The sequence below is a fragment of the Streptomyces sp. VRA16 Mangrove soil genome, from assembly GCF_017377775.1.
Lineage (GTDB): Bacteria > Actinomycetota > Actinomycetes > Streptomycetales > Streptomycetaceae > Streptomyces.
On the sequence record NZ_JAFVLN010000006.1, the window covers coordinates 137,108 to 160,932 of the forward strand.

Here is a 23,825-nt window from a genome sequence, read left to right on the forward strand (position 1 = left end):
CAGCCGGTTCAGTTGCGGGGGCAGGCGTCCCACCGGGACGTCGGAGAGATGCGCAGGATGAGAGGACCGGCTGCGTCAGTACCGGCGCAGCCTGTTCGCCACGGCGTGCCCGACGAACAGATAGACCACGGCAGCGAGCCCGTAACCAGCAACTACCCGCGCCCAGGCCTCGTCGAACGTGAACAGGTCGTGCGACCAGCCGGCGAGCCACGACGCGGTGTGGTGAATGAACTGGACGAGATCGTTCCCGCGGTTCGCGTCGAGCAGATACATCAGGATCCATAGACCGAGGATCAGCGCCAGTACATCGGCGACGACCATGACGACTCGTGCCGCTTCGTTGGTGCCCCTGTAATGACGGTTCGCAGACATGACTTCCGAGTTTCCCGGTTCGGCCCGGGGAAACCCGGACGGGCTCGCCCCGGTGGCGGGGGCGCCGCCACCGGGTGACGCTGCGGGAAGCTGTGCCCGTTCTGTCCCGGAGGTCTCCCGTGCCGCTCAGCTCTCACCATCCTCTGCGCCGTCTGCTGGTGGCCCTCGTGGTCAGCTGCGCCCTGCTGGCGGGAACGACCGCGTGCGGTGGCTCCGACGACGACGCGACCACGGCGTCGGCCAGCGCCACCAGCACCGCCGAGCGGCAGAAGCTCGCCAAGACCCGCTTCGTGGCGAACGCGGGCCTCGCGGCCGGCGCCACCTACCAGTGGATCGTGAAGCCGTGGAAGGCGGGCAAGTTCAAGAAGGGCGCCGACGGCCAGAAGTTCGCCCTGGTCAAGGCGGGCCTCGCCGGTGCCTTCACCTACAACCGACTCAAGGCCGCGACGAAGAACGCCCAGGGCGACCCGCTGCTCTCCAAGGCCGTGGCCCCGCTGGAGGCGGGCATCGCCTCCCTCAAGGACCTGCCGAGCAAGCTCCGCAAGGGCGACGGCACGGACTCGGTCGCGTCCACCTTCGACGACGTCATCAACTCCGTGAAGAACGCGGGCAAGGACGCGGGCGCGACGGTGACGGACAAGGTGCCGTCCCTGTCCCAGCTGAACTCCGGTTCGTGACCCCGGGGGTCAGTCGCAGGTGACCCCCCAGTACGCGATCCGCGCGGGCCGCCCGTCCTCGTAGAGCACCGTGCAGTTGCCGCAGCCCCGATCCGGATAGTCGAGGACATCCGTGCCCAGCGCGGTCTCCCACGCGGCGTGCGTGGGCCGCCCGTCCGGGCACCATGCCCGTATCTCGGCCTCGGTCAGGGGTCTCATGCACGGGCCGTCGTCCCGGGACCCGGCCTCGACCACATAGGCCTGGTCGAGGACCGAGCAGGTGCCACCGGTGAAGATGTACTCCTGCCACTCCTCGTCGTTCCACAGCTCGTCGAGCGTGCGGCCCGGGAAGCCCTGGTCGTCCTCGGCGAGCTCCCGCTCCTGCTCGGCCCGGAACGCCGCCGCCAGGTCCTCCTGGTAAGGCCCCGTCATCGCCCACGCGTTGCCACCCATGACGCACTCCTCCTGGTCCTCGCGGCCGGTCCTCCCGGCCTTGAGTGAACAGTAGGAGCCCCCACTGACAACGGGGTTCAGGAGCTGAGCTCGGCGAGTGTGCGCAGGGTGAGCGGGTCGGGGGAGAGGACGAGCAGGTCCGTCACCGGGCCCTTGCGCCACAGCTCCAGGCGCTCGGCGATCCGCTCGCGCGGCCCGACGAGCGAGATCTCGTCGGCGAACGCGTCCGGCACCGCGAGCACCGCCTCCTCCCGCCGCCCGGCCGCGAACAGCTCCTGGATGCGCCGGGCCTCGGCCTCGTACCCCATCCGCGCCATCAGGTCGGCGTGGAAGTTGCGGGTGGCGTGCCCCATGCCGCCGATGTAGAAGCCGAGCATCGCCTTGACGGGCAGCAGCCCCTCGGCGACGTCGTCGCAGACCTTCGCGCGGGCCATCGGCGCGACCATGAACCCCTCCCGGAGTTCGGCGAGCGATGCCTCGTAGACGTCCGTGCGCGTCGGCGACCAGTACAGCGGCAGCCAGCCGTCGGCGATCCGCGTCGTCTGCGCGATGTTCTTCGGGCCCTCGGCGCCGAGGAGGACCGGCAGGTCGGGGCGGAGGGGGTGCGTGATGGGTTTGAGCGCCTTGCCGAGCCCGGTGCCGTCGTCGCCGCGGTAGGGGTGGGAGTGGAAGCGCCCGTCGACCTCGACCGGGCCCTCCCGCCGCAGAACCTGCCGCACCACGTCCACGTACTCGCGGGTGGCCGTCAGCGGCGAGCGCGGGAAGGGGCGCCCGTACCAGCCCTCCACGACCTGCGGTCCCGACAGGCCGAGGCCGAGCATCATCCGCCCGCCCGACAGATGGTCGAGCGTGAGCGCGTGCATCGCGGTCGTGGTGGGGGAGCGGGCCGCCATCTGCGCGATCGCCGTGCCGAGCCGGATCCGCGAGGTGTGCGCCGCGAACCAGGTGAGCGGAGTGAAGGCGTCACTGCCCCAGGACTCGGCGGTCCATACCGAGTCGTACCCGAACTCCTCGGCGTCTCGGACGAGTTGGAGATGGTCGGGGTTCGGTCCGCGCCCCCAGTAACCGAGTGCGATGCCCAGCCGCATACGTGCCCTCCGGAGTATCTGACGAAGTGTCAGTCCTGCTCGGTCCGCTGGACTGTACGCGAAAGGCCCCGCGCCCGGAAGAAGACGGGCGAGGGGCCTTTGCGGTGCTTCGTGGATCAGCCGCGCTGGATACCGGTGGTGTCCTGCAGCACGCCGCGACGGCCGTCCTGCGTCTGGGCCACCAGGCCGGGGCCGCGCTGCTCGACGGCCAAGTACCAGGTACCCGGCGCCAGTTCGGCGATCGGCGTCGGGGAGCCGTCCTCCGCGTACAGCGGGCGCGGCACCGGAACGGCGAACCAGAACGGCGAGAAGTCCCCGCCGCCCTGCTGCTGCGGCGCGGCGGGCTGCGGCGCCGGAGCGGCGGCTTGCGGCTGCGGCTGCTGCTGGCCGTAGGGCTGCCCCGGACCGGGCTGACCCGGCTGGGCACCGTACGGCTGGCCCGGCTGCTGCTGGGCGCCCGGGTAGCCGTAACCACCCTGCGGCTGACCGCCGTAGGGCTGCGGCTGCTGCGGGCGCGGGGCGCCGACGAGGGGGGCCTTGAGCGCGGGCACCAGGTTCGTGGCGACGGCGGCGGCGGCCATGACCAGGGTCGCGATCAGCATCAGGATGGCGCCGATGCCGTTGTCCGGGCCGTCACCGCTCCCGCTGCCCACGTTGTCGAGACCGCCGGCCGGGTCGAAGATGTTGCCGAGCGCACCCCACGCCGCGAACACGGTCGCGGCGACACCGAACTGTCCCAGATCGAGGCCGGCCACCCTGCGCTGCTCGGGCATGCCTCGTGCGATGACGATGAGGGCGGCGCCGATGATGCCCGACAGCACGACGCTCATGAGCAGCGGACCGCTGCCCCAGGCGTTGGGCATGTCGATGTTGGAGCCCTTGTCGTCGTACAGGGCAAGGAACGAGGCGATCAACAGCAACACCGCTGCTCCGATCACCACGCCGTCGCCTCGAGTGAGGGAGCGGATATTCACTTCAGGAGATCCTTCGTCTGTCGTCTGGTCATCGGTGGAGGCGGCGCAGAGCGCGGGGGTGGCCCCACATCGTACGGAGGACACTATCGTCCGCGTCCGGTGAGTGTCTGCCGAGATCCACAGGGTGACGGCTACCCGCGCAGGAAACTCACGATTCCCTCAGAGATGCCCTGCGCGGCCTTCTGCCGCCAGGAGCCGGAGGTGAGCCGCGAGGCGTCCTGGCTGTCGCGCATGTTGCCGCACTCGATGAAGACCTTCGGGACCGTCGACAGGTTGAGTCCGCCCAGGTCGGAGCGGGTGTCGAGGGCCGTGCCGCCGCCGATGTAGTTCGACGGGGGCTCGCCGGTGACCTGGAGGAACTTGCCCGCGACGCGCTCGCCGAGATCGCGCGAGGTGCCGACGATGGGGCGGGTGTCCGCGGCCCCGGCGTGCACGGATGCGGGAAGGATCACATGGAAGCCGCGGTTGCCCGCGGCGGAGCCGTCGGCGTGCACGGAGACGACCGCGTCGGCGTGTGCCGCGTTGCCGATCCGGGCCCGCTCGTCCACGCACGGGCCCCAGGCCCGGTCGCCGTTCTGCGTCAACTTCACGGTGGCGCCCTGCTGTTCGAGCAGGGTCCGCATCCGGCGGGCGACGTCCAGGGTGAACTGGGCCTCGGTGTAACCCGCGTTGGTGGACGTGCCGGTGGTGTCGCACTCCTTGCTGCCGTTGCCGACGTTCACGGTGCGATTGATATCGGCTGTGTGCCGAAAGTTCCCCGGATTGTGACCCGGGTCGATGACGACGACCTTCCCGGCGAGCGGGCCGGTGCCGCCGGGGGCCTTCGTCGGCGTCTTCGAGGCCGACGTGGAGGCCGACCTGGAGGGGGAGGCGGAGGCCGGGGACTTCGACGGGGAGGCGCTGGACTTCTCGTCCTCGGCGCTCCCCGAGGGGGAGGGCGACGCGGTCGACGACTGGCCCGGCGCCGGGAGCACCTTCGGCGGCTCGCTCTCGCCGGGACCGCTCACGACCTGCCACAGCAGCCAGGCCGCGAGCGCGGTCGGCACCAGGGCGGCGAAGGTGACCAGCACCGGCCGGCCGCTGAAGCGGCGGCCGTTGTGACCCCGCTGCGGGTCGTCGTCGCGGTAGAAGTCTTCGAAGTCGTCAGGGTCCGGGCCTACGTATGACACGTGTCCGACCTTAACCGCGACCTCAGATCCCCGCGCCGGTTCGCTTCAGGACGCGCAGCGAGTCGTGTGCCGAGACCTCGGTGAACGCCCCGGACTCCAGTGCCCGCAGATACACGCGGTACGGGGCCTGCCCGGTCCACTCGTCGTGCTTGACGGGGAAGACGTCGTGGATGAGGAGCAGGCCGCCGTCCGCGACGTGCGGTGCCCAGCCCTCGTAGTCGGCGGTGGCGTGCTCGTCGGTGTGCCCGCCGTCGATGAAGACGAAGCCGAGCTTCCCGCCCCACACCTTCGCCACCTGCGGCGACTTCCCGACCAGCGCGACCACGTGGTCCTCCAGGCCCGCCGCGTGCAGCGTGCGCCGGAAGGTGGGGAGGGTGTCCATCTTCCCGACGACCGGGTCGACGGTCTGCGGGTCGTGGAAGTCCCAGCCCGGCTGCTGCTCCTCGCTGCCGCGGTGGTGGTCGACGGTGAGGGCGGTGACCCCGGCGGCGCGCGCGGCGTCCGCGAGCAGGATCGTGGAGCGCCCGCAGTACGTACCGACTTCGAGGAGCGGAAGGCCGAGCGCCGCCGCCTCCACGGCGGCGGCGTACAGCGCGAGCCCTTCACCGAGCGGCATGAACCCCTTGGCGTTCTCGAAGGCGGCGAGGACGTCGGCGGCGGGACGGGCGCTTGTGGTGGTCATGCCCACATGCTGCCGTACGCCGCCGAGCGCCCGCTCAGCAGCCCTGCCACAGGCGGGTCATCACCCACACCCCGAACCGCAGGCCCGCCGGCGGGACCCGCGAGGAGCGGCTCACCGAGTTCCTGGAGGAGAACGACGTCCCCGTGCCCGGCCTGCGCGAGGGGTCCTGGCTGCGGGTGGAAGGGCGGCGCGCGACGGTGCTCGGCGCGCGCGACGCCCGGCTGTTCCGCCGGGGCACCGCGCCGCGTGAACTGCCCGTGGGCTCGGACGTGTCCGAACTCCTCGGCGTCCGACCGCGGTTCGACGCCTCCCGCTGACGTCCCGTACGCCGCTCACGCGGCGGTGCAGAGCGCCGTCGCGTCCAGCGGTGCGGGAACGGCCGGGGTCTTCTGCGCCCGCTCCCGGTGGCTGCGGTGATCGCGGGCGAACGTCACCAGGCGCAGCACCGCGAACCGGGCGATGCCGGTGAGCGCGGAGGCGGACAGATAGACGATCTGCTCCAGGACCGCGCCGGGTGACGCCACCAGCTGGTGCAGGACGAACATCGCCACGCACGTCACCGCGTACGCGGCTGCCGCGGACCCGGCCGACTGCATGTGCTGGCTCCAGGTGGCGCGCCCGCCCGCGCCGAAGGTGAAGCGGGCGTGCAGCTCGGTGGCGAGCAGGGTGGAGACCACCGTGATCAGCGCGTTGGCCAGGATCCAGGGGAGCCAAGAGGCGGCGGCCGCCACGGCGAAGCTGGACGCGAGGCCCACGCCACCGCCGCAGAGCACGAAGCGGGCGAAGGCCGCGACGGCGCCGGGTGCTGTGCGCTCGGTGCCCTGTGCTGTCTCCATGACCGCCCCCATGACCGCCTCGTCGATGACTCCCCGTCGGCGCGCGCATCACCGTGCGCCGCTAGTGGTGCCACTATGGCGCATGAGTGGTGCCATGTCGAGTCAATTATTGGTGTCGCTTGGCATCATGTGACGCCATCGTGTGCCGGTACAGCGTCACCGCCACGCAGGCGACGACCGGCAGGACGACGACGGGCACCGTCCACCAGGGGATACCGAGCCACACCGCGGGCAGCCCCACACCGAAGCAGGCGACCAGGATCGTGATGAGCAGCCGCCTGCCGTACGGGTCCCAGGTGAAGGGGGCGTGCCGGCGCGGGCTGACCAGCCGGGCCGCGCCGAACGCCGCCGCCTGGGCCGCCAGCAGCGCTGCCAGCAGCCCCAGGGCGGCGGTCATCTGGAGCTCGTCGCGGGGCGCGTCGGACGTGTCCTGACGTATGCCGTCCTTGCTCAGCGTCACGAGGGTGCGGCGCCAGACGACGCCGGTGACCCGGTCGCCCGCCGACAGACGGCTGAAGAGCGGCCCGTCGTCGCCGAAGTCGACGGTGCCCTGCCAGCCGTCCCCGTCCGTCACCGTCACCTTGTAGTGGTCGGTCTTCCCGCCGTGGTCGGTCACCGCCTTCACCACGGTGTAGCGCCAGGAGAACCGGCAGTCCGTCGCCCGCTGCTCCCGGACCGTCACGTGGGCGGGGCACGGTCCCGACGCCCGGTAGTCCTGGTACCGCTCCCGGTCGTGCGGCAGCCACACCGTGAACGCCAGACAGCAGAGCACCGCGGACACCACGGCCAGCGCGAGCAGCAGTACGCCGGTCAGGCGCGGCCTGCCGCCCGGGCGCCGGGATCTGTCCTCGATGCCTGCGGTGGCTCGTGTCCGTGGTGTCACTGCGGTCTCCGGGTTCGGTGGATGCGGACGCGGCTCAGCGGTTCAGCACGGGAGCAGGAAGGTGAAGTCGCCGCAGACCCTGCCGCTCAGCCGGACCCCCGGGACGAGTCTCCCTTCCGCCGCCAGACGCTCGACCCCGGCCCTCGGCAGACCGCTGCCCTCGGCGATCGGCCGCTCGTTGGCGTGCGGCCGGTCCGGCAGACGGGGCCGGACGGAGCGCACGTGCGCCCGCTCCAGGAGCGTGAGCCTCTGAAGGCAGGTGGGAGCGACCACCCAGCTGGTTTTCCCGGTACGGCTCAGCGGGCCCCGGAGCCGTCGTGCGGAACCGGGCAGCCGCCGCCGGGGAACGTGCCGAGCTCCGCCACCCGGAACCCGTTCGGATACCCCCGGACGTTGCGGCTCTCGCGCGCGAAGTGCGGGGTGCGGCGCGGCGGCAGGAGCCGGACCAGACGGCCGCGCAGCCGCATCCCGCCGCGCACCGCGGTCCGCAGCGCGGCGGGCGGCGCCGGGTAGCCGAACGCGTCGCGCAGCGGCGGGTCCATCAGACAGACCGACGCCTGGCGCATCGCCGGACCGAGCGGGCCCGGGTAGAACGAGGCCATCAGGTCGAGGGTGGCCTCCGAGACCGCGAACCCGCCCTCGTCGTACGCGAAGTGGCGGCGCTCGTAGTCGTCCATCAGCGCCTCGAACTCCGCGTACGTCTCCGGGATGTCGCGGATGTTCATGTGCCGGCCCAGCGCCCGGTAGTAGTTCGTCGACGCCCGTATCTCGTGCTCGGTCAGCGGCCGCCAGCCGTAGTCGTCGAGCCACCGCTTGGGCACCACGACGAACGTCGACAGGACGTACCGGAAGTCCTCGTCGGGGATGTCGTAGCTGCGGTGCATCTGGTTCATGCGGCGGATCGCCGTGCGCCCCTGCACCGAGTCCATGCCGTGCTCGCCGATGGCGTCGAGGAGCAGCACGGTGTCGTCGTAGCGCTTCTGGGTGCTCGAGGTGAACTCGCCCGTCCGGGCGAGGAGTCGGCCGATGCTCGGCACCGCGTACGTGCGGTAGAGCGCGAAGCCCAGCGCCTGCATGAAGTCCCAGGGGAACTCGTGCGCGGTGCTGATCCGGTAGATCTCGTGGTAGTCGCGCTCGGGGTCGAGTTGCCTGATCCTTCGTACCCAGTCGTAACGCTGCACGGTGCGCTCCTTCGAAGACAGGCGGTGAAGGGGTGCGGGCCTGTGAGCGAGCGTAGCCGACCGAACACCCCCTGGGATCTTGTGGGTTGAGGGTAATCAGCCCGGCAGGGTCCGGCCCAGCCGGGCCAGCGGGGACAGCGCCATCACGAGCGGGGAGAGCAGCATCCCCGCGGCCGCCACCACGAACGCGGGGCGCAGCCCCCACGTCTGGGCCAGCGCCCCGCCGAGCAGCGAGCCGAGCGGCGTCGTGCCCATGCCCGCGAACGTGAGCGTCGCCGCCGCCCTGCCCTGCATCCCGGCCGGGGCCAGGGCCTGCCGGACGGCCATCGTCATGACGTTCACCAGCTGGCCGCCCGCGCCGAAGCCGAACTGGACCGCGAGCAGCGCGGGGAAGGTGAGCGCGGACGGGCCGGGCAGCGCCGGTACGCAGAGCAGCACACCGTCCCCCACGGCGGCCGCCGTCACGAGCAGCGGGCCGTACCCGACGCGGCCCGGCAGCCGCGCCGCGAGCAGCGAGCCGAGCAGCGCGCCGGGACCCGTGGCGGCGAGCGCGAGACCGATCTCGGTGCCGGAGAGGTGCAACACGCGCGGCAGATAGAGGAGTTGGACCGTCATCGCCGCCGAGAACGTGAACTGGAACGCGGCCGAGGCGAGGCCCAGCGCCCGCAGCGCCGGTTGCCGCGCCGCGAACCGCAGCCCCTCCCCGACCTGCCGCACCATCGGGGGACGTACGGCGTCGGGGGCGACGGGCGCCGCCTCCGGGCGGGAGATGCGGCCGGCCGCGAGCGCGGACCCCGCGAAGGCCGCGGCGCAGGCCGCGGCCGCGATCGGCGCCGACACCAGCGAGACCAGGGCGCCGCCGAGCGCCGGCCCGCCGGTCTGCGCGGAGGACCGGCTCGCCTCCAACGCGCTGTTCCCGTAAGCCAGTTGACCGGCGGGTACGAGGCGTACGAGCGAGGTCTGGTACGCGACGTCGAAGAGCACGGACAGTGCCCCGACGGCGATCGCGACCGTGTACAGGCCCGGCAGCCCCAGTGCGCCGACGAGCCCGGCCGCTGCCGCCGCACCGAGGGCGATGGCCCGTGCCAGATCGGAGCGGACCAGCAGCGGGACGGTACGGCGCCGGTCCACCCAGGCGCCCACCAGGAGCGGCAGCAGCAGGAGCGGCGCCTGCCCGGCGGCCCGTAGGGCGCCCAGCTCGGCGGCCCCGGCGCCGAGGGTCAGCACGGCGGTCAGCGGAAGGACCACTAGGCTGGTGTGTTCCCCGAGTTGGGAGAGGGTCTGGCCCAGCCAGAGGCGACGGAAGTCGCGGTCGTGCCACAGGTCGTGCCACAGCAAAAGAACCCCTTGGGGTGGCGGTGCTGCGGCGAGGGCAGCACGCGAAGACGGGGAAGGACGTCGTCAACGCGTGCGAGTGGTACCGGGCATGGCCAGGACGATAGCCCCCGTAAGGGGCGCGGGGAACCGCGCGAGCACCACGGAAAAGCCGCGGACGCGTCTGCTCGCAACAACCGAGCAGACGCGTCCGCGGCTCTTCAGGAAGGGGCCGGGCCCCTCTAGGAGGCAACCCCCACGGCCTCCAGGGAGAGATCCACCCGCACCGAACCGGCCGCACCGTGATGCGTGGCGGCCGAGGCGACCGGAGCATGGCCGGTGGCCGTCGCCGCGAGAACGTACGAGCCCCCGGAGGGAACCGTCACCGCGAAGTGCCCCTCGGTGTCGGTCAGCGTGGCACCCGCCTGGCGGCCGCGCCGGTCGATCAGGGTGACCTTGGCGCGGGCCACCGGCGCACCGGCCGGGTCGAGGACCTGTCCGCGGAAGGCCGCGGCGAGCACCTCCTCGGCGCGCGCCAGATGGGCCTCCTCCTCGCTGCTGGCGCGCAGCTGCGGACCGGTGACCGTGCGGCGCTTCGGCAGGAACAGGGCGAGCACGACACCCACCGCGACCGCGGCCGTGGCGATCAGGAACGAGACGCGGAAGCCGTGCATGGTCGGGACCGCCACCGCGCCCACGTGGTGCGCGGTGTTGGCCAGGACCATGCCGATGACGGCCGACGACACGGACGTACCGATCGACCGCATCAGGGTGTTGAGGCCGTTGGCCGCGCCCGTCTCCGACGCGTCCACCGCGCCGATGATCAGCGCGGGCAGCGAGGAGTACGCGAGGCCGATGCCCGCGCCGACGATCACCGCGATGACGATGGTCTGCCAGGCGGCGCTCATCAGGCCGAGCCCGGCGCCGTAGCCGATCGCGATGATCAGCATGCCGAGGATGAGCGTGACCTTCGGGCCGAACTTCGCCGACAGGCGGGCGTAGACCGGGGCGGTGAACATCATCGTCAGGCCGAGCGGCGCCACGCACAGACCGGCGACGACCATGGACTGGCCGAGGCCGTAGCCGGTGGCCGAGGGCAGCTGGAGCAGCTGCGGCAGCACGAGGGAGATCGCGTAGAACGCGACACCCACCATGATCGAGGCGAGGTTCGTGAGCAGCACCTCGCGGCGGGCGGTGGTGCGCAGGTCGACGAGCGGCGCCTTCAGGCGCAGCTCCATCAGGCCCCACAGGACGAGGACGACGAGTGCGGCCGCGAACAGTCCGAGCGTGGTGCCGCTGCTCCAGCCCCAGTCGCTGCCCTTGGTGATGGGGAGCAGGAAGAGGACCAGGCCGAGGGAGAGACCGAGCGCGCCGGCGACGTCGAAGGAGCCCTGCGCGCGCAGCGGGCTCTCCGGTACGAGGGCGAGGGTGAGGACGATCGAGAGGACGCCCAGGCCGGCCGCGCCGAAGAACAGCGCGTGCCAGTCGGCGTGCTGGGCGACGAGCGCGGCCAGCGGCAGGGCGAGACCGCCGCCGACGCCGATGGAGGAGGACATCAGGGCCATTGCCGAGCCGAGCTTCTCGCGCGGCAGCATGTCGCGCATCAGGCCGATGCCGAGCGGGATGGCGCCCATGGCGAAGCCCTGGAGCGCGCGACCGACGATCATGACGATCAGTTGGTCGGTGAAACCGCAGATCAGCGAGCCGACGGCCATGATGGCGAGGCTGGTGAGGAGCATCCGGCGCTTGCCCGCGAGGTCGCCGAGGCGGCCCATGATCGGGGTGGCGACGGCGCCCGCGAGCAGGGTCGAGGTCATCACCCAGGTCGCGTTCGAGGGGGCGGTGCTCAGCAGCTCGGGCAGGTCCTTGATGACCGGCACGAGCAGGGTCTGCATGACGGCGACGACGATGCCGGCGAAGGCGAGGACGGGGACGACGGCGCCGCTCGCGCGGCGTGGTGCGGTCGTCGACTGGGACATTGAGGCGTGCCTCCGGAGAGAAAACTGATGGTCGGGGGTCGCGCGTACAGCAGTGTGCGGGCGGGTTGCGTGTAGGTCGAACCTGTTCGCTCGGGCGACTATTCCGACGTTTGTCGTACGAGCGCGAACCTTGACCTTTTCATTACATGTGCAGCGTGCATACGGGAGGAGTGCGCGTCCGCGGCCAGTTCTGACTTGCCGTCAGATTCGGTCTTCCGCTCTACTGGAACGTGTTCTACCGTGCGCCGCATGGGCATCGCCATCACGCAGGAACAGCGGGAACTCGCGGACGCGGTGCGCGGCTGGATCGCGCGCGCCGTGCCGCCCGACGAGGTGCGCAAACTGCTCGACGCCCCGGCCACCCCGGGGCAGCGGCCCCCGTACTGGGACGGCATCGCCGGGCAGGGTCTGCTCGGGGTGCACCTGCCGGAGGCGTACGGCGGCGGGGGCGGGACCCTGCTGGATCTCGCCGTGGTCGCCGAGGAGGCGGGCCGGGCGGCGCTGCCCGGCCCCTTCCTCGGCAGCGTGCTCGGCGCCGAGGTGCTGCGCAGGGCCGGGCGGCGCGAGCTCGCTGCCGCCCTCGCCCGCGGGCAGCGGATCGGCGCGGTCGCCTTCGGGACGGGCGGGCTCAGCGCGGTCGCCGGGCCCGACGGGCTCGTGCTCGACGGTTGCGCGCCGCCCGTGCTCACCGGCGCCGACGCCGACCTGCTGATCCTCGCCGCCGAGAGCGCCGACGGTGTCACCTGGGTCGCGGTCGACGCCGACACCCCGGGACTGGGCGTGCGCGCGCACGAGAGCGCCGACCCGACACGGCCCACCGCAGAGGTCACCGCCGCCGGGGCGACCGTCCCCGCCGACCGCGTCCTGACCTCGCTCGGTGCCACCCTCGTCCGCGACCTCGCCGCCGTCCTGCTCGCCGCCGACGCCTGCGGCGGCGCCGCCTGGGCGCTGCACACCGCCGCCGCGCACGCCAAGGTGCGCGAGCAGTTCGGGCGGCCCATCGGACAGTTCCAGGGCGTCAAGCACCTCTGCGCCGACATGCTGGTCCGCGTCGAGCAGGCCTGCGCGCTCGTCTGGGACGCCGCGCGCACCCTCGACGAACGGGACGCGCCCGACGTCCGCGGCCTCGTCGCCGCGCTCGCCGCGGGGACCGCGCTCGACGCCGCGTACGGCTGCGCCAAGGACTGCATCCAGATCCTCGGCGGCACCGGCTTCACCTGGGAGCACGACGCCCATCTCCATCTGCGCCGGGCCGTCGTCGCCCGGCAGCTGCTCGGCGCGGGCGACGCCCACCGGCTGCGCGCCGTGCGCCTCGCCGAGTCGGGCGCGCGCAGGGAGCTGCGCCTCGACCTGCCCGCGCGGGCGGACGCGTACCGGGAGAGCGCCCGTACGGTCATCGAGGCGGCCCGCGGCCTCGACCCGGCCGCCGCGCGCCGCGCCCTCGCGCCCACCGGGTACGCGGCCCCGCACCTGCCCGCGCCCTACGGACTCGGCGCGGGCCCGCTCCAACAGCTCGCCGTCCAGCAGGAGTTGACGGAGGCGGGGGTCAAGGTATCCGACCTCGGCATCGCCACCTGGGTGGTCCCCTCCCTCATCTCCTTCGGCACACAGGAGCAGCGCGACCGCCACCTCCCGGCGACCCTGCGCGGCGACGTCCTGTGGTGCCAGCTGTTCTCCGAGCCCGGCGCCGGGTCCGACCTCGCCTCCCTGCGCACCAGAGCCGAACGGCTCCCCGACGGCCGCTGGCGGATCAACGGCCAGAAGGTGTGGACGAGCGCCGCGCAGTGGGCCGACCACGGCATCCTGCTGGCCCGCACCGACCCCGACGCGCCCAAGCACAAGGGGCTCACCTACTTCCTCGTCGACATGAAGCACACCGACGGCATCGACATCCGCCCGCTGCGCGAGATCACCGGCGACGCCCTCTTCAACGAGGTCTACTTCGACGACGTCGTGCTGCCGGCGGACGCCGTGGTCGGCGAGGTGAACGACGGCTGGCGCGTCGCCCGGCACACCCTCGGCAACGAACGCGTCCACATGGCCGACCAGTTGACCTTCGACACCGGCCTGGAGGCGCTGCTGGCCGGGGCCGCGGTGCTCGACGGCGCCCACCGGGCCCGCATCGGCGCCCTCGCCGCCGAGGCCCACGCCCTGGCCTGCATCGGTCTGCGCACGACCATGCGGCAGGTGGCGGGGGAGGGGCCGGGCCCCGGCGCCTCCGTCCGCAAACTCGTCCAGACCCCGCACCAGCAGAAGGTCGCCGAACTCGCCCTCGAACTCCTGGGCCCCGCGGGCGCGTTGCGCGAGGGCCCCGGCGAACGGGCCCTGCACGGCTTCCTCCTCTCCCGCTGCCTGACGATCGCGGGCGGCACGACACAGGTGCAGCTGAACGTGGTGGCGGAGCGGATCCTGGGACTGCCCAGGGACTGAGCGTGGGGGCCTCAGGCGGCGTCCTTGAACACGCGGCGCACGGCGTCGAGGTCCACCGGCCGCTCGTAGTAGTCCTCCGCCCAGTCCCGGAACGCCTCCGCAGTTCCCTCCAGGAGCAGTCCGAGGAGCCGGTCGGCGCCGTCGGCGTCGTCGGACTCGTCCGTGTTCTCGGGGTTCTCGGGGAAGTCGATGTCACCGGTGTGCCAGCGGGTGTCGGCGCTCTCGCGCCATATGCAGCCGGTCAGACGCGGCACACCGTCCTCGGTGAACGCGGGCTCGTCCACGTACGGACGGAAGACGGCGGGGAGCGTGTCCAGGATGCCGGGCCACGGCCGTTCCTCGTCGTCGCCCCACGGGCTCATCACCGACTCGTGGCTGAAGAAGCGCAGGTAGACACCGGCGGGGCCGAAGACGACCGCGTAGTCGTCCCCCGAGCCGTTGTCCACGGAGAACACCTCCTCGGTCGGGCTCCACTCGGGCGAGTACACGTGGTACGCGTACTCGCCCGAGGGGTTGATCAGCGCCTCCGCCGCCGGGACGGCACAGCACCGGGCGCGCAGGGTCGGGACGTCGGGGAGCCGGTGGGCGGCGTCTGCTGCGGTCATGAGGACAGTGCAGCAGACGCCACTGACAACCGGCTCACCGAGCGGACGCGTCAGCCGCGCCCCCGCCACCCCCACCGCGACGACCTGCGGCCGTCGCTCACCTTGGAGGGCTCGGGGAACGGGACGACCGATCCCTGGGACGGGGTGACGGGGTGGGACTGGAGGCCCTTGAGGCGGGCGCGCCAGGGGCCGTCGGCCGCCGACAGACGGACGATGACCGGGCCCTCCGGGAGGGGGTGGGTCTCCTTGCGGGAGCCGATCTCGTTGAAGAGGAGTTCACCGCGGGGGAGCGTGGCGGGATCCGTGTGCCCGTGCAGCTCGTACAGGTAGCAGATGAAGTTGTCGTCGCCCTTGTAGCGGATGGAGAGGTCGGCGGGCCCGCCCGTGTGCAGCATGACGTCGGGGCCGCGCGACTCCCGCCACTCCTCGTTCAGCAGATGCGTGCCCGCGAGCGGCAGCACCCGCACCTGCCAGGGCCCCTCGGTCTCCAGCCGCAGCCGCAGCCGCCCGTTCGCCGGTACGAGGGTGAGCAGCCGGCCCTCGAAGTCCTCCTCGGTGCTGCTGGCGAGGTAATCGCCCTTCTTGTTGCGGCCGTTGAGCGGCCACAGCCCCGTGTAGCCGTCGCCCCTGACCAGGAGCTCGACGACCACGGGGCCGGCCGGCAGCCCGTCCACGTGGATCACGTCGTTGTCGCGGCCCGTCTCGACGTGCGGCTCGAAGAACGGCGTGAAGGTCCAGGCCGGGGGAGCGGGGGCGAGTGCGGGCACGGGCGCAGGCGCGGGCTCGGACATCTGGACCACCACGGTCGGCGCGGGCGCGGGCACGGCCACCGGTGTGGGAGCCACCGCCTGCGGCAGCGGCGTCGGAGCCACAGGGGCCACAGGGGCCACAGGGGCCACCGGCGTCACCGGCGTCACCGGGATCCGGCCCACCCCGTGGTCCGTCCCCAGCGCCGCGAGCCCGCCCGCGTACCCCTGCCCGACCGCGCGGAACTTCCAGCCGCCCGCCCGCCGGTACAGCTCGGCGAGCACCAGCGCCGTCTCGTCGCCGGTCTCCGTCACGTCGTACCGCGCGACCGACGTCCCGTCCGGGGCGTACGCCTCCACCGACGGCACCCCGGTCTCCCGTGCCGTCCCGCCGGCCGTCGCCCCGACGACGAGCACCCGCTCGACGTCCGCCTCGACCTCGCCGATCGACGCCTCCAGCCACGCCGTGCCGTCCCCGCCGCCGGCCAGCCGCACCGCGCCCGACACATGCGCGGGCGCGCCGTCCGACACCACGTCCTGGTCCCCCCGGACCCTGCCGTCCGCCGCCAGCAGCAGCGCCGACGCCCGCAGCCCACCGCGCACCGCGATGCGCAACGGCACCGTCGGCACGAACGTGTTGGCTCCCTTGATCAGATCTCCCACGGAAAGGCCCCCTCCGCCATCACCGTCGTCACATACTCAACACGACTCAACACACGTTCATCACACTGATGTACGGCCGGAGCATCCCATACGGCGACGTATCGTCGCCCCCGTGGAGCTGAAACACCTCACCGGATTCGTGGCCGTCGCCGAGGAACTGCACTTCGGGCGGGCCGCCGAGCGTCTGCACATCGCCCAGTCGCCGCTGAGCCAGCAGATCAGGCTTCTGGAGCGCGATCTCGGCGTGCGGCTCTTCGAACGCACCACGCGGACCGTCCGGTTGACCCCGGCGGGCCGCGCCCTTCTCGAACCCGCCCGCGACCTCCTCGCCGACGCCGCCGCCCTGCGCCGCACCGTCCGCTCCGCCCACCTCGGCGAGACCGGCCGGGTCACCGTCGGCTTCGGCGGGGCCAGCGCCTACTCCGCGCTGCCCGCGCTCACCCGCGCCGTCAACGCCGAACTGCCGGGCGTGGAGCTGGTGTTGGAGGGTCAGATCTTCACCGGCGAGGCGCTCGCCCGGCTCACCGACGGCACGATCGACCTCGGTGTCGCGGCGCTGCCCGTCCGGCGCGGGATCACCGCACGGGTCGTACGGGCCGAGCCGCTGGTGTGCGCGCTGCCCGAGGGGCACCGGCTCGCCGCCCAGGACGGGGTCACCTTCGCCGAGCTCCAGCACGAGCGGTTCGTGACGTTCCCTGTCGCCCGTGGCTCGGCCGTGCGCGAGGCGATGGTGCAGGGCTGCCACGACGCCGGGTTCGCGCCGCGGATCGCGCAGGAGGCGCCGGACTCGTACAACCTGCTCGCCCTGGTCGGCGCGGGGGTGGGCGTGGCCGTGGTGGTCGGATCGGCGCGGTCGATCCATCTGGAGCACGTCGTGTTCCGGCCGCTGGCCGGGGAGGGCGTGCCGGTGCTGCCCATCGCGCTCGCCTGGCGCACCGGGAACGACAGCGCGGCGCTGGCCGCCGTCCTCGCCATCGCCGAGCGCGTGCTGCCCACACCCGCCGATTATGTGGAGTAACGGCTCACTGGCTTCCGTTATTGGTCTTGGACAGCACTTAATCCCGCGGGCAGAGTGATCGACATGTCTGAGCCGCCCACCGACCTCCACGGGTCCGCCGCGCCGCTCGCCGGGATCAAGGTCGTCGACCTGTCGAAGATCCTCGCGGGCCCGTACGCCACCATGTCGCTCGCCGATCTCGGCGCCGACGTGACCAAGGTCGAGCACCCCGAGGGCGGCGACCCGACCCGCCGCTGGGGCCCGCCGTTCCAGGGCGAGGACGCCACGTACTACCTGGCCGCCAACCGCAACAAGCGGTCCGTGACCCTCGACCTCAAGTCCGACGCGGGGCGGGCGGCCGTGCACCGCATGCTCGCCGACGCCGACGTGATGGTGGAGAACTTCCGGCCGGGCTCCACCCTCGCCCGCGTCTTCGACTACCGCGAACTCACCGACCGCTACCCGAGGTTGGTGGTCCTGCACATCTCCGCCTTCGGCGAGACCGGACCGCTGCGCGACGAACCCGGCTACGACATGGTCGCCCAGGCCGCCGCCGGACTGATGTCCCTGACCGGCGAACCCGACGGGCCGCCCGTCAAGGCGGGCTTCGCGATGGGCGACCTCGGCGCCGCGCTCTTCGGCCTCATCGGCATCACCTCCGCCCTCGTCGAGCGCGCCCGCACCGGACGCGGCCAGTACGTCACGACGTCCCTGTACGAGACCCAGCTCGCCCTGCACACCAACTGGGCCACCGCCCACTTCGCCACCGGCGAGCGCCCGACCCGCCTCGGCTCGGGCCACCCCAGCCTCGTCCCGTACCAGGCGTACGAGGCCGCGGACGGCCACTTCGTGATCGCGGTCGGCAGCGACGCCCTGTTCCGCAGGCTGTGCGCCGCCCTGGACCTGCCCGCGCTCGCCGACGACGCCCGCTTCGTGACGAACGCCGCCCGCGTGACCAACAGGGACGCGCTCAACGCACAGTTGACGGCCGCGCTCGGCGGGCGCACCGTCGGTGAGTGGTGCGACATCCTCAAGGCGGCCGGGGTGCCCGCCGCTCCCATCCGCCACCTCGACGAGGTCTACACCTGCCCGCAGACCGCCGCCCTCGGCATGGTCCAGGAGGTCGAGCACCCCGTCGCGGGCACGGTCCGCCAGGTCGCCTTCCCCGTCAGCTTCAACGGCGTACGGCCCGCCGTACGCACCGCACCCCCCACCCTCGGCCAGCACGACTGACCCCGCACGCCCCTCGCAGCAAGGAGATCCGCCCCATGCCGTTCCCCGCACTCGACGCCCTCGATCCGCTGAACCTGGAGGCGCTCCTGACCGACGAGGAGCGCGCCGTGCGCGACACGGTCCGCCAGTACCTCGACGACAAGGTCGAGCCGCACATCGGCGAGTGGTTCGAGCAGGGCGAGCTGCCGAACCTTCCCGAACTCGCCCGCGCATTCGGCAAGATGGGCCTGCTCGGCATGCACCTGGAGGGCTACGGCTGCGCCGGCATGTCGGCCCGCGCCTACGGCATCGCCTGCCGCGAACTGGAGGCCACGGACTCGGGTCTGCGCTCGTTCGTCTCCGTGCAGGGCTCCCTCGCCATGTTCGCCATCCACCGCTTCGGCTCGGAGGAGCAGAAGCAGGAGTGGCTGCCGAGGATGGCCGCGGGCGAGGCCATCGGCTGCTTCGGCCTGACCGAGCCCGACCACGGCTCCGACCCGGCGTCCATGACGACGCGGGCCCGCCGCGAGGGCGACGACTGGATCCTCGACGGCCGCAAGATGTGGATCACCAACGGCTCGGTCGCGGCCGTCGCCGTCGTCTGGGCGCAGACCGAGGACGGGGTGCGCGGCTTCGTCGTGCCGACCGACACCCCCGGCTTCTCGGCGCCGCTCATCAAGCACAAGATGTCGCTGCGCGCCTCGGTGACGAGCGAGCTGGTCCTGGACGGCGTACGGCTCCCGGCGTCGGCCGAGCTCCCGGGCGCCCGCGGCGTGGGCGCGCCCCTCACCTGCCTGAACGAGGCCCGGTACGGCATCGTCTGGGGTGTCACCGGCGCGGCCCGCTCGGCCTGGCGGATGGCGCGTGAGTACGCCCTTCAGCGCGAGCAGTTCGGCAAGCCGATCGCCGGGTTCCAGCTCACCCAGCAGAAGCTCGTCGACATGGCCCTGGAGCTGCACAAGGCGACCCTGACCGCGCTCCAGCTGGCGGCCCTCAAGGACAGCCCTGAGGGGGTGCACCCGGCGCAGATCAGCTTCGGCAAGCTGAACAACGTGCGCGAGGCCATCGAGATCTGCCGCACGGCCCGCACCATCCTCGGCGCCAACGGCATCTCCCTCGAATACCCGGTCATCCGGCACGCCAACAACCTGGAGTCCGTGCTGACCTACGAGGGCACCACCGAGATGCACACCCTCGCCCTCGGCCAGGCGCTCACCGGGCTCGCGGCCTTCCGTTAAGCGCCCCGCCCTGCCACTATCTGACGATCCGTCAGATAGTGGCAGGAGGGCTGCGTAGCCATGAAGTCGTACATCGTCGGCGTCGGCATGACCAAGTTCGAGAAGCCCGAGACCCGGGACTGGCAGTACTGGGACATGGCGAAGGAGGCGGGGAGCGCCGCGCTCGCCGACGCGGGTGTCGCCTACGAGGACGTGCGGCTCGCGCCCGTCGGCTACTGCTTCCAGGCGTCCACGGCGGGCCAACGAGCCGTCTACGAACTGGGGTTGACCGGCATCCCCGTCTACAACGTCAACAACAACTGCGCGACCGGCTCCACGGCCCTGATGATGGCCCGGCAGTTCGTCGAGGGCGGGATCGGCGACTGCGTCCTCGCGCTCGGCTTCGAGAAGATGCAGCGCGGCGCGCTCGGCGGCGGCGCCGACGGCGGCGCCCGCGGCGGAGCGGCTGATGGATTCGGCAGGACGTCACCCGTCGCCCGGCACTACGGCATCATGGCCGCCCGGCACGGCTTCGAGATGACCCCGCCCACCGCCCAGATCTTCGGGGACGCGGCGCGCGAGCACATGGAGAAGTACGGCACCACCGAGGCGCAGCTCGCGGCCGTCGGCGCGAAGAACCACCGCCACTCGGTCGACAATCCCAACGCCCAGTTCCAGGACGCGTACTCGGTCGAGGAGATCCTGGCCGCCAAGACCATCCACAGCCCGCTCACCAAGCTCCAGTGCTCGCCGACGTCGGACGGCGCGGCGGCGGCCGTCGTCGTCTCCGAACGCTTCGTCGAGGAAAGGGACTTGGGAGACAAGGCGGTCGAGATCGTCGCCCAGTCGATGACCACCGACACCGCCGAGTCCTTCGACTCCGGCTCCTGCATCGACGTCGTCGGACAGCCGATGTCGCGCGAGGCGGCACGTCAGGTCTACGAGGCGTCGGGGCTCGGCATCGAGGACGTGGACGTGATCGAGCTCCACGACTGCTTCTCGATCAACGAACTCCTCACGTACGAGGCGCTCGGCATGTGCGAGGAAGGGGCCTCCGGCAAGCTCGTCGAGTCCGGCGCGACGACGTACGGCGGCCGCTGGGTGGTGAACCCCTCCGGCGGGCTCATCTCCAAGGGGCACCCGCTCGGCGCCACCGGCATCGCCCAAGTCGCCGAACTCACCTGGCAGTTGAGGGGAGAGGCGGACCGCAGGCAGGTGACCGGGGCCCGCGTCGGACTCGCGCACAACATCGGGCTCGGCGGCGCGGCGGTGGTGACGATGGTGCGGCGGCCCTAGGGCGTGCCAGGCGTCGCGGGGCAGGCGGGACTTTCGACACACGCCCCAGCGGGCGGTCCGGCGGCCCTGGAGTCAGGCGGAGGTCGGCCAGTCCTCGGCCAGGACCGCCATGGTGACCTCGTCCTCCCGGACGCCGTCGCGCAGTCGGCTCTTGCGGTGCACGCCTTCGAGGACGAAGCCCACCTTCTCGTACACGTGCCGCGCCCGGTGGTTGTCGGCGAACGCCATCAGCTGGATGCGGTGCAGGCCGAGCGCCCCGAACCCGTACCCGACGATCATGCGGGCCGCCTCGGTGCCGAGGCCCCGGCCGCGGCCGCGCGGGCCCATCAGCGTTCGGAAGGTGCAGCTGCGGTTGGCGGGGTCCCACTCGTTGAGGACCACCTCGCCGACCACCTCGCCGACCAGCTCACCGGTGGCCCGGTCCGTGACGGCCAGGTCGAGCCGGTCGGGCTGCGCGCCGCGCGACCCGTACCAGGCGCGCAGCCGCTCCGGCGGGAACGCGTCGGCGCAGCCGCCGCCGGTGCCGTGCAGCACCTCCGGGTCCGCGACGATCTCCGCCATCGTCGCGGCGTCGGCCTCCGTGAAGGGCCGCAGGACGGTGCGCTCCCCGGTCAGGACCGGCTTGTGGGCGAAGGCGGCGGTGGCGGTCATCCGGGGATTCTCGGTGCCGCGCGGATCCGCAGGCAACGGAATTCACCCGGTCCTAGGGCCTGGGACGTACGGCCGCAAGACCGGGGGCCTGCGGCGAAATCCTGATGTATGGGGTGTCCGCGGCCTGAGACCATGACCACCATGTCCCAGACCTCCCCTGACACCCATGCCCGCGCGTCCATAGCTGGGCGCAGGCCCGCCCCGCCCGCCTGGCTGGTGGTGGCGGTGGCCTGCGCCGGACAGTTCCTCGTCGTCCTCGACGTCTCCGTCGTGAACGTCGCCCTGCCGTCCATGCGCGCCGACCTGGGCCTGAGCGCCTCGGGGCTGCAGTGGGTGGTCAACGCGTACTCGATCGCGTTCGCCGGTTTCATGCTGCTCGGCGGCCGGGCCGGCGACCTCTTCGGCCGCAAGCGGATGTTCCTCGTCGGCCTCGGCCTGTTCACGCTGGCCTCGCTCGCGGGCGGGCTCGCGCAGGCGGACTGGCAGCTCCTCGTGGCGCGGGCCGTGCAGGGCCTGGGCGCCGCGGTCCTCGCGCCCTCCACGCTGACGATCCTGACCTCGGCCGTCCCCGAGGGCGCCGCGCGGGCCCGCGCCATCGCCACCTGGACCGCGGTCGGCGCGGGCGGCGGCGCGGCGGGCGGCCTCGTCGGCGGCGTCCTGACCGAGGGCCTGAACTGGCGCTGGGTGCTCCTCATCAACGTGCCGCTCGGCGCCGTCGTCCTCGCGGCCGCCGCCCGCTGGATCCAGGAGTCCCGCGCGGGCGGCGAGCGCCGCCTCGACCTGCCCGGCGCGCTGCTCGTCACCGCGGGCACGGCGACCCTCGCGTACGCCATCGTGCAGACGGAGGCGGCCGGCTGGGGCTCGGCCGACACCCTGCTGCCGCTCGGCGCCGCGCTCGCCCTGATCGTCGCGTTCCTGGTGGTGGAGGCCCGTACGCGGCTGCCGCTGATGCCGCTCGGACTGTTCAAGGTACGGTCCGTGGCGGTGGCCAACGCGGCGATGTTCGTCTGCGGCATGGGCTCGTTCGCCATGTGGTTCTTCATGACGCTGTACGCGCAGAACGTCCTCGGCTACACCCCGATCGAGGCCGGGCTCGCCCTGGTGCCGAGCTCGCTCGCCGTGGTCACCGGGTCGAAGATCGCGCCGCGCATGATGCGGCGGTTCGGGGCGCGCAACGTGGCGGTGGCGGGCGTGCTGGTGACCGCGGCCGGGTTCGCCTGGCAGTCCACGATGAGCGCGCACGGCTCGTACGTCGTGACCATCATGCTGCCCGGGATCGTGATGATGGCCGGTGCCGGGTTCGCCATGACGCCGCTCGCCTCGCTGGCGACGTCGGGGGCGGCGCCGCAGGACGCCGGTCTGGTGTCCGGGCTCATCAACACGTCGCGGACGCTGGGGGGTGCGCTGGGGCTCTCGATCCTGTCGACCGTCGCGACGAGCCGCTCCGCGGGAGGGCTGGATCCCGAGGCGCTGACCGAGGGATATGCGGCGGCGTTCTTGGTCGGCGCGGGGATCTTGGTCGTGGCGGTGGTGGTGCTGGTCGTCTGGATGCCGGGGCGGAAGCGCGCCGTCGCGGGGTGAGGTCGTGGTGCCGGGTGCCGGGTGCCGGGTGCCGGGTGCCGGTTCCGCCGTGGCTGGTCGCGCAGTTCCCCGCGCCCCTGAGATGCGCACTTCGTGCGGCATCTCCCCATGAGGGAAGGCTGCGCGCAGCGCATGCCTTCAGGGGCGCGGGGAAATGCGCGACCAGCCCCCACCGAACCCGCACCCGCCCACGCGACCTACAACCACCCCTGCTGCCGCGCGAACCGCATCGCCTCCATGCGGTTCCGCGTCCCCGTCTTCCCGATGGCCGAAGACAGATAGTTCCGCACCGTCGACTCCGACAGATGCAGCTTCCCGGCGATGTCGGAGACGGTCGCCCCGTCCGCCGAGGCCCGGAGGGCATCGGCCTCGCGGGCTGTGAGCGGGCTCGGGCCCGCCGAGAGGGCGGCCGCGGCGAGGGCCGGGTCGACCACCGTCTCGCCGCGCAGCACCTTGCGGATCGACTCGGCGAGATCCTCGACGGGGCCGTCCTTGACCAGGAAACCCGCCGCCCCCGCCTCCATGGCCCGGCGCAGATAGCCGGGCCGCCCGAACGTCGTCAGGATCAGCACCCGGCAGTCGGGCACCTCGTCGCGCAGTTCGGCGGCCGCGTCGAGCCCGCTGCGGCCGGGCAGTTCGATGTCGAGGAGGGCGACGTCGGGCCGGCACTCCAGGGCCTTGTCGACGATCTCGTCGCCGGCCGCGACCTGCGCGACGACCTCCATGTCCTCCTCCAGGCCGAGGAGCAGTGCGAGCGCGCCGCGCATCATGCCCTGGTCCTCCGCGAGCAGCACCCGCACGCTCTTGGCCGGCCGGTGGTCCTGAGGCATCTCCGTCACA

General features: G+C 72.5%; 23 protein-coding genes and 1 pseudogene. 8 read left to right on the forward strand and 16 right to left on the reverse strand.

Going from position 1 to position 23,825, the window contains the following annotated elements; translation table 11 throughout:
* Positions 1-75 precede the first annotated feature (75 nt).
* On the reverse strand, positions 76-372 hold the full coding sequence (locus tag J3486_RS18145) for a hypothetical protein (protein ID WP_207821398.1): 297 nt from the start codon (positions 370-372) through the stop codon (positions 76-78).
* 119 nt (positions 373-491) lie between these two features.
* On the opposite strand from J3486_RS18145, the gene J3486_RS18150 reads away from it, so the two are divergent.
* Positions 492-1,049, forward strand: a complete 558-nt coding sequence (locus J3486_RS18150) for a hypothetical protein (protein ID WP_207821399.1) — start codon at positions 492-494, stop codon at positions 1,047-1,049.
* Between the two features lie 9 nt (positions 1,050-1,058).
* Here the strand turns inward: J3486_RS18150 and J3486_RS18155 are convergent, their stop codons facing one another.
* The 5 genes from J3486_RS18155 to J3486_RS18175 form a co-directional block, all read right to left on the reverse strand.
* Positions 1,059-1,481 (reverse strand): hypothetical protein, encoded by a 423-nt coding sequence (locus J3486_RS18155; protein WP_207821400.1) that lies wholly within the window; start codon positions 1,479-1,481, stop codon positions 1,059-1,061.
* A 77-nt stretch (positions 1,482-1,558) separates the two neighbouring features.
* Positions 1,559-2,569 carry an LLM class F420-dependent oxidoreductase gene (locus tag J3486_RS18160; RefSeq protein WP_207821401.1) on the reverse strand — a complete coding sequence of 337 codons (1,011 nt, stop codon included), beginning with the start codon at positions 2,567-2,569 and terminating at the stop codon, positions 1,559-1,561.
* Between the two features lie 116 nt (positions 2,570-2,685).
* Positions 2,686-3,543, reverse strand: a complete 858-nt coding sequence (locus J3486_RS18165; protein WP_207821402.1) for a DUF5336 domain-containing protein — start codon at positions 3,541-3,543, stop codon at positions 2,686-2,688.
* 131 nt (positions 3,544-3,674) lie between these two features.
* The gene (locus tag J3486_RS18170; RefSeq protein WP_207821403.1) at positions 3,675-4,712 is read right to left on the reverse strand and encodes an N-acetylmuramoyl-L-alanine amidase; all 1,038 of its coding nucleotides are present in this window, start codon (positions 4,710-4,712) and stop codon (positions 3,675-3,677) included.
* Between the two features lie 22 nt (positions 4,713-4,734).
* Positions 4,735-5,394, reverse strand: a complete 660-nt coding sequence (locus J3486_RS18175) for a class I SAM-dependent methyltransferase (RefSeq protein WP_207821404.1) — start codon at positions 5,392-5,394, stop codon at positions 4,735-4,737.
* Positions 5,395-5,483: 89 nt separating this feature from the next.
* Here J3486_RS18175 and J3486_RS18180 point away from each other — a divergent pair.
* Positions 5,484-5,711, forward strand: a pseudogene (locus J3486_RS18180) (dipeptidase PepE); the annotation flags it as partial.
* A 15-nt stretch (positions 5,712-5,726) separates the two neighbouring features.
* On the opposite strand, the gene J3486_RS18185 reads toward J3486_RS18180, so the two are convergent.
* The 6 genes from J3486_RS18185 to J3486_RS18210 all read right to left on the reverse strand — a co-directional run bounded on the left by J3486_RS18185 (position 5,727) and on the right by J3486_RS18210 (position 11,587).
* Positions 5,727-6,230 carry a GtrA family protein gene (locus J3486_RS18185; RefSeq protein ID WP_207821405.1) on the reverse strand — a complete coding sequence of 168 codons (504 nt, stop codon included), beginning with the start codon at positions 6,228-6,230 and terminating at the stop codon, positions 5,727-5,729.
* A gap of 106 nt (positions 6,231-6,336) precedes the next feature.
* A complete protein-coding gene (locus tag J3486_RS18190; protein ID WP_307804857.1) occupies positions 6,337-7,113 on the reverse strand; it encodes a hypothetical protein in 777 nt (258 codons plus the stop codon).
* Between the two features lie 42 nt (positions 7,114-7,155).
* Complete coding sequence (locus J3486_RS18195) at positions 7,156-7,335, reverse strand: hypothetical protein (RefSeq protein WP_207821406.1); 180 nt, start codon at positions 7,333-7,335, stop codon at positions 7,156-7,158.
* A gap of 74 nt (positions 7,336-7,409) precedes the next feature.
* Positions 7,410-8,294, reverse strand: coding sequence for an oxygenase MpaB family protein (locus J3486_RS18200; RefSeq protein ID WP_207821407.1), 885 nt, complete (start codon positions 8,292-8,294; stop codon positions 7,410-7,412).
* A gap of 96 nt (positions 8,295-8,390) precedes the next feature.
* A complete protein-coding gene (locus tag J3486_RS18205; RefSeq protein WP_229378206.1) occupies positions 8,391-9,632 on the reverse strand; it encodes an MFS transporter in 1,242 nt (413 codons plus the stop codon).
* Positions 9,633-9,850: 218 nt separating this feature from the next.
* The gene (locus J3486_RS18210; RefSeq protein WP_207821408.1) at positions 9,851-11,587 is read right to left on the reverse strand and encodes an MFS transporter; all 1,737 of its coding nucleotides are present in this window, start codon (positions 11,585-11,587) and stop codon (positions 9,851-9,853) included.
* Positions 11,588-11,836: 249 nt separating this feature from the next.
* Here J3486_RS18210 and J3486_RS18215 point away from each other — a divergent pair, with 249 nt between their 5' ends.
* Positions 11,837-14,017: an acyl-CoA dehydrogenase gene (locus J3486_RS18215; protein ID WP_207821409.1), complete on the forward strand. Its 2,181-nt coding sequence runs from the start codon at positions 11,837-11,839 to the stop codon at positions 14,015-14,017.
* Positions 14,018-14,028: 11 nt separating this feature from the next.
* Here J3486_RS18215 and J3486_RS18220 read toward each other — a convergent pair whose 3' ends face one another.
* The gene (locus tag J3486_RS18220; RefSeq protein ID WP_207821410.1) at positions 14,029-14,622 is read right to left on the reverse strand and encodes a hypothetical protein; all 594 of its coding nucleotides are present in this window, start codon (positions 14,620-14,622) and stop codon (positions 14,029-14,031) included.
* A 50-nt stretch (positions 14,623-14,672) separates the two neighbouring features.
* Positions 14,673-16,031, reverse strand: coding sequence for a TerD family protein (locus J3486_RS18225; protein WP_207821411.1), 1,359 nt, complete (start codon positions 16,029-16,031; stop codon positions 14,673-14,675).
* A 112-nt stretch (positions 16,032-16,143) separates the two neighbouring features.
* Between J3486_RS18225 and J3486_RS18230 the strand changes: the two genes are divergently transcribed.
* The 4 genes from J3486_RS18230 to J3486_RS18245 all read left to right on the forward strand — a co-directional run bounded on the left by J3486_RS18230 (position 16,144) and on the right by J3486_RS18245 (position 20,753).
* On the forward strand, positions 16,144-17,049 hold the full coding sequence (locus J3486_RS18230) for a LysR substrate-binding domain-containing protein (protein WP_207821412.1): 906 nt from the start codon (positions 16,144-16,146) through the stop codon (positions 17,047-17,049).
* 63 nt (positions 17,050-17,112) lie between these two features.
* Positions 17,113-18,261, forward strand: a complete 1,149-nt coding sequence (locus J3486_RS18235) for a CaiB/BaiF CoA-transferase family protein (RefSeq protein ID WP_207821413.1) — start codon at positions 17,113-17,115, stop codon at positions 18,259-18,261.
* Between the two features lie 35 nt (positions 18,262-18,296).
* Entirely contained in the window at positions 18,297-19,478 is a 1,182-nt protein-coding gene (locus J3486_RS18240; protein WP_207821414.1) for an acyl-CoA dehydrogenase family protein, read from the forward strand.
* A gap of 60 nt (positions 19,479-19,538) precedes the next feature.
* On the forward strand, positions 19,539-20,753 hold the full coding sequence (locus J3486_RS18245) for a lipid-transfer protein (protein WP_207821415.1): 1,215 nt from the start codon (positions 19,539-19,541) through the stop codon (positions 20,751-20,753).
* 72 nt (positions 20,754-20,825) lie between these two features.
* Here the strand turns inward: J3486_RS18245 and J3486_RS18250 are convergent, their stop codons facing one another.
* Positions 20,826-21,404: a GNAT family N-acetyltransferase gene (locus J3486_RS18250; RefSeq protein ID WP_207821416.1), complete on the reverse strand. Its 579-nt coding sequence runs from the start codon at positions 21,402-21,404 to the stop codon at positions 20,826-20,828.
* A 132-nt stretch (positions 21,405-21,536) separates the two neighbouring features.
* Here J3486_RS18250 and J3486_RS18255 point away from each other — a divergent pair, with 132 nt between their 5' ends.
* Entirely contained in the window at positions 21,537-22,985 is a 1,449-nt protein-coding gene (locus tag J3486_RS18255; protein WP_207821417.1) for an MFS transporter, read from the forward strand.
* Positions 22,986-23,182: 197 nt separating this feature from the next.
* Here J3486_RS18255 and J3486_RS18260 read toward each other — a convergent pair whose 3' ends face one another.
* Complete coding sequence (locus J3486_RS18260) at positions 23,183-23,815, reverse strand: response regulator transcription factor (protein ID WP_207821957.1); 633 nt, start codon at positions 23,813-23,815, stop codon at positions 23,183-23,185.
* Positions 23,816-23,825: the final 10 nt, after the last annotated feature.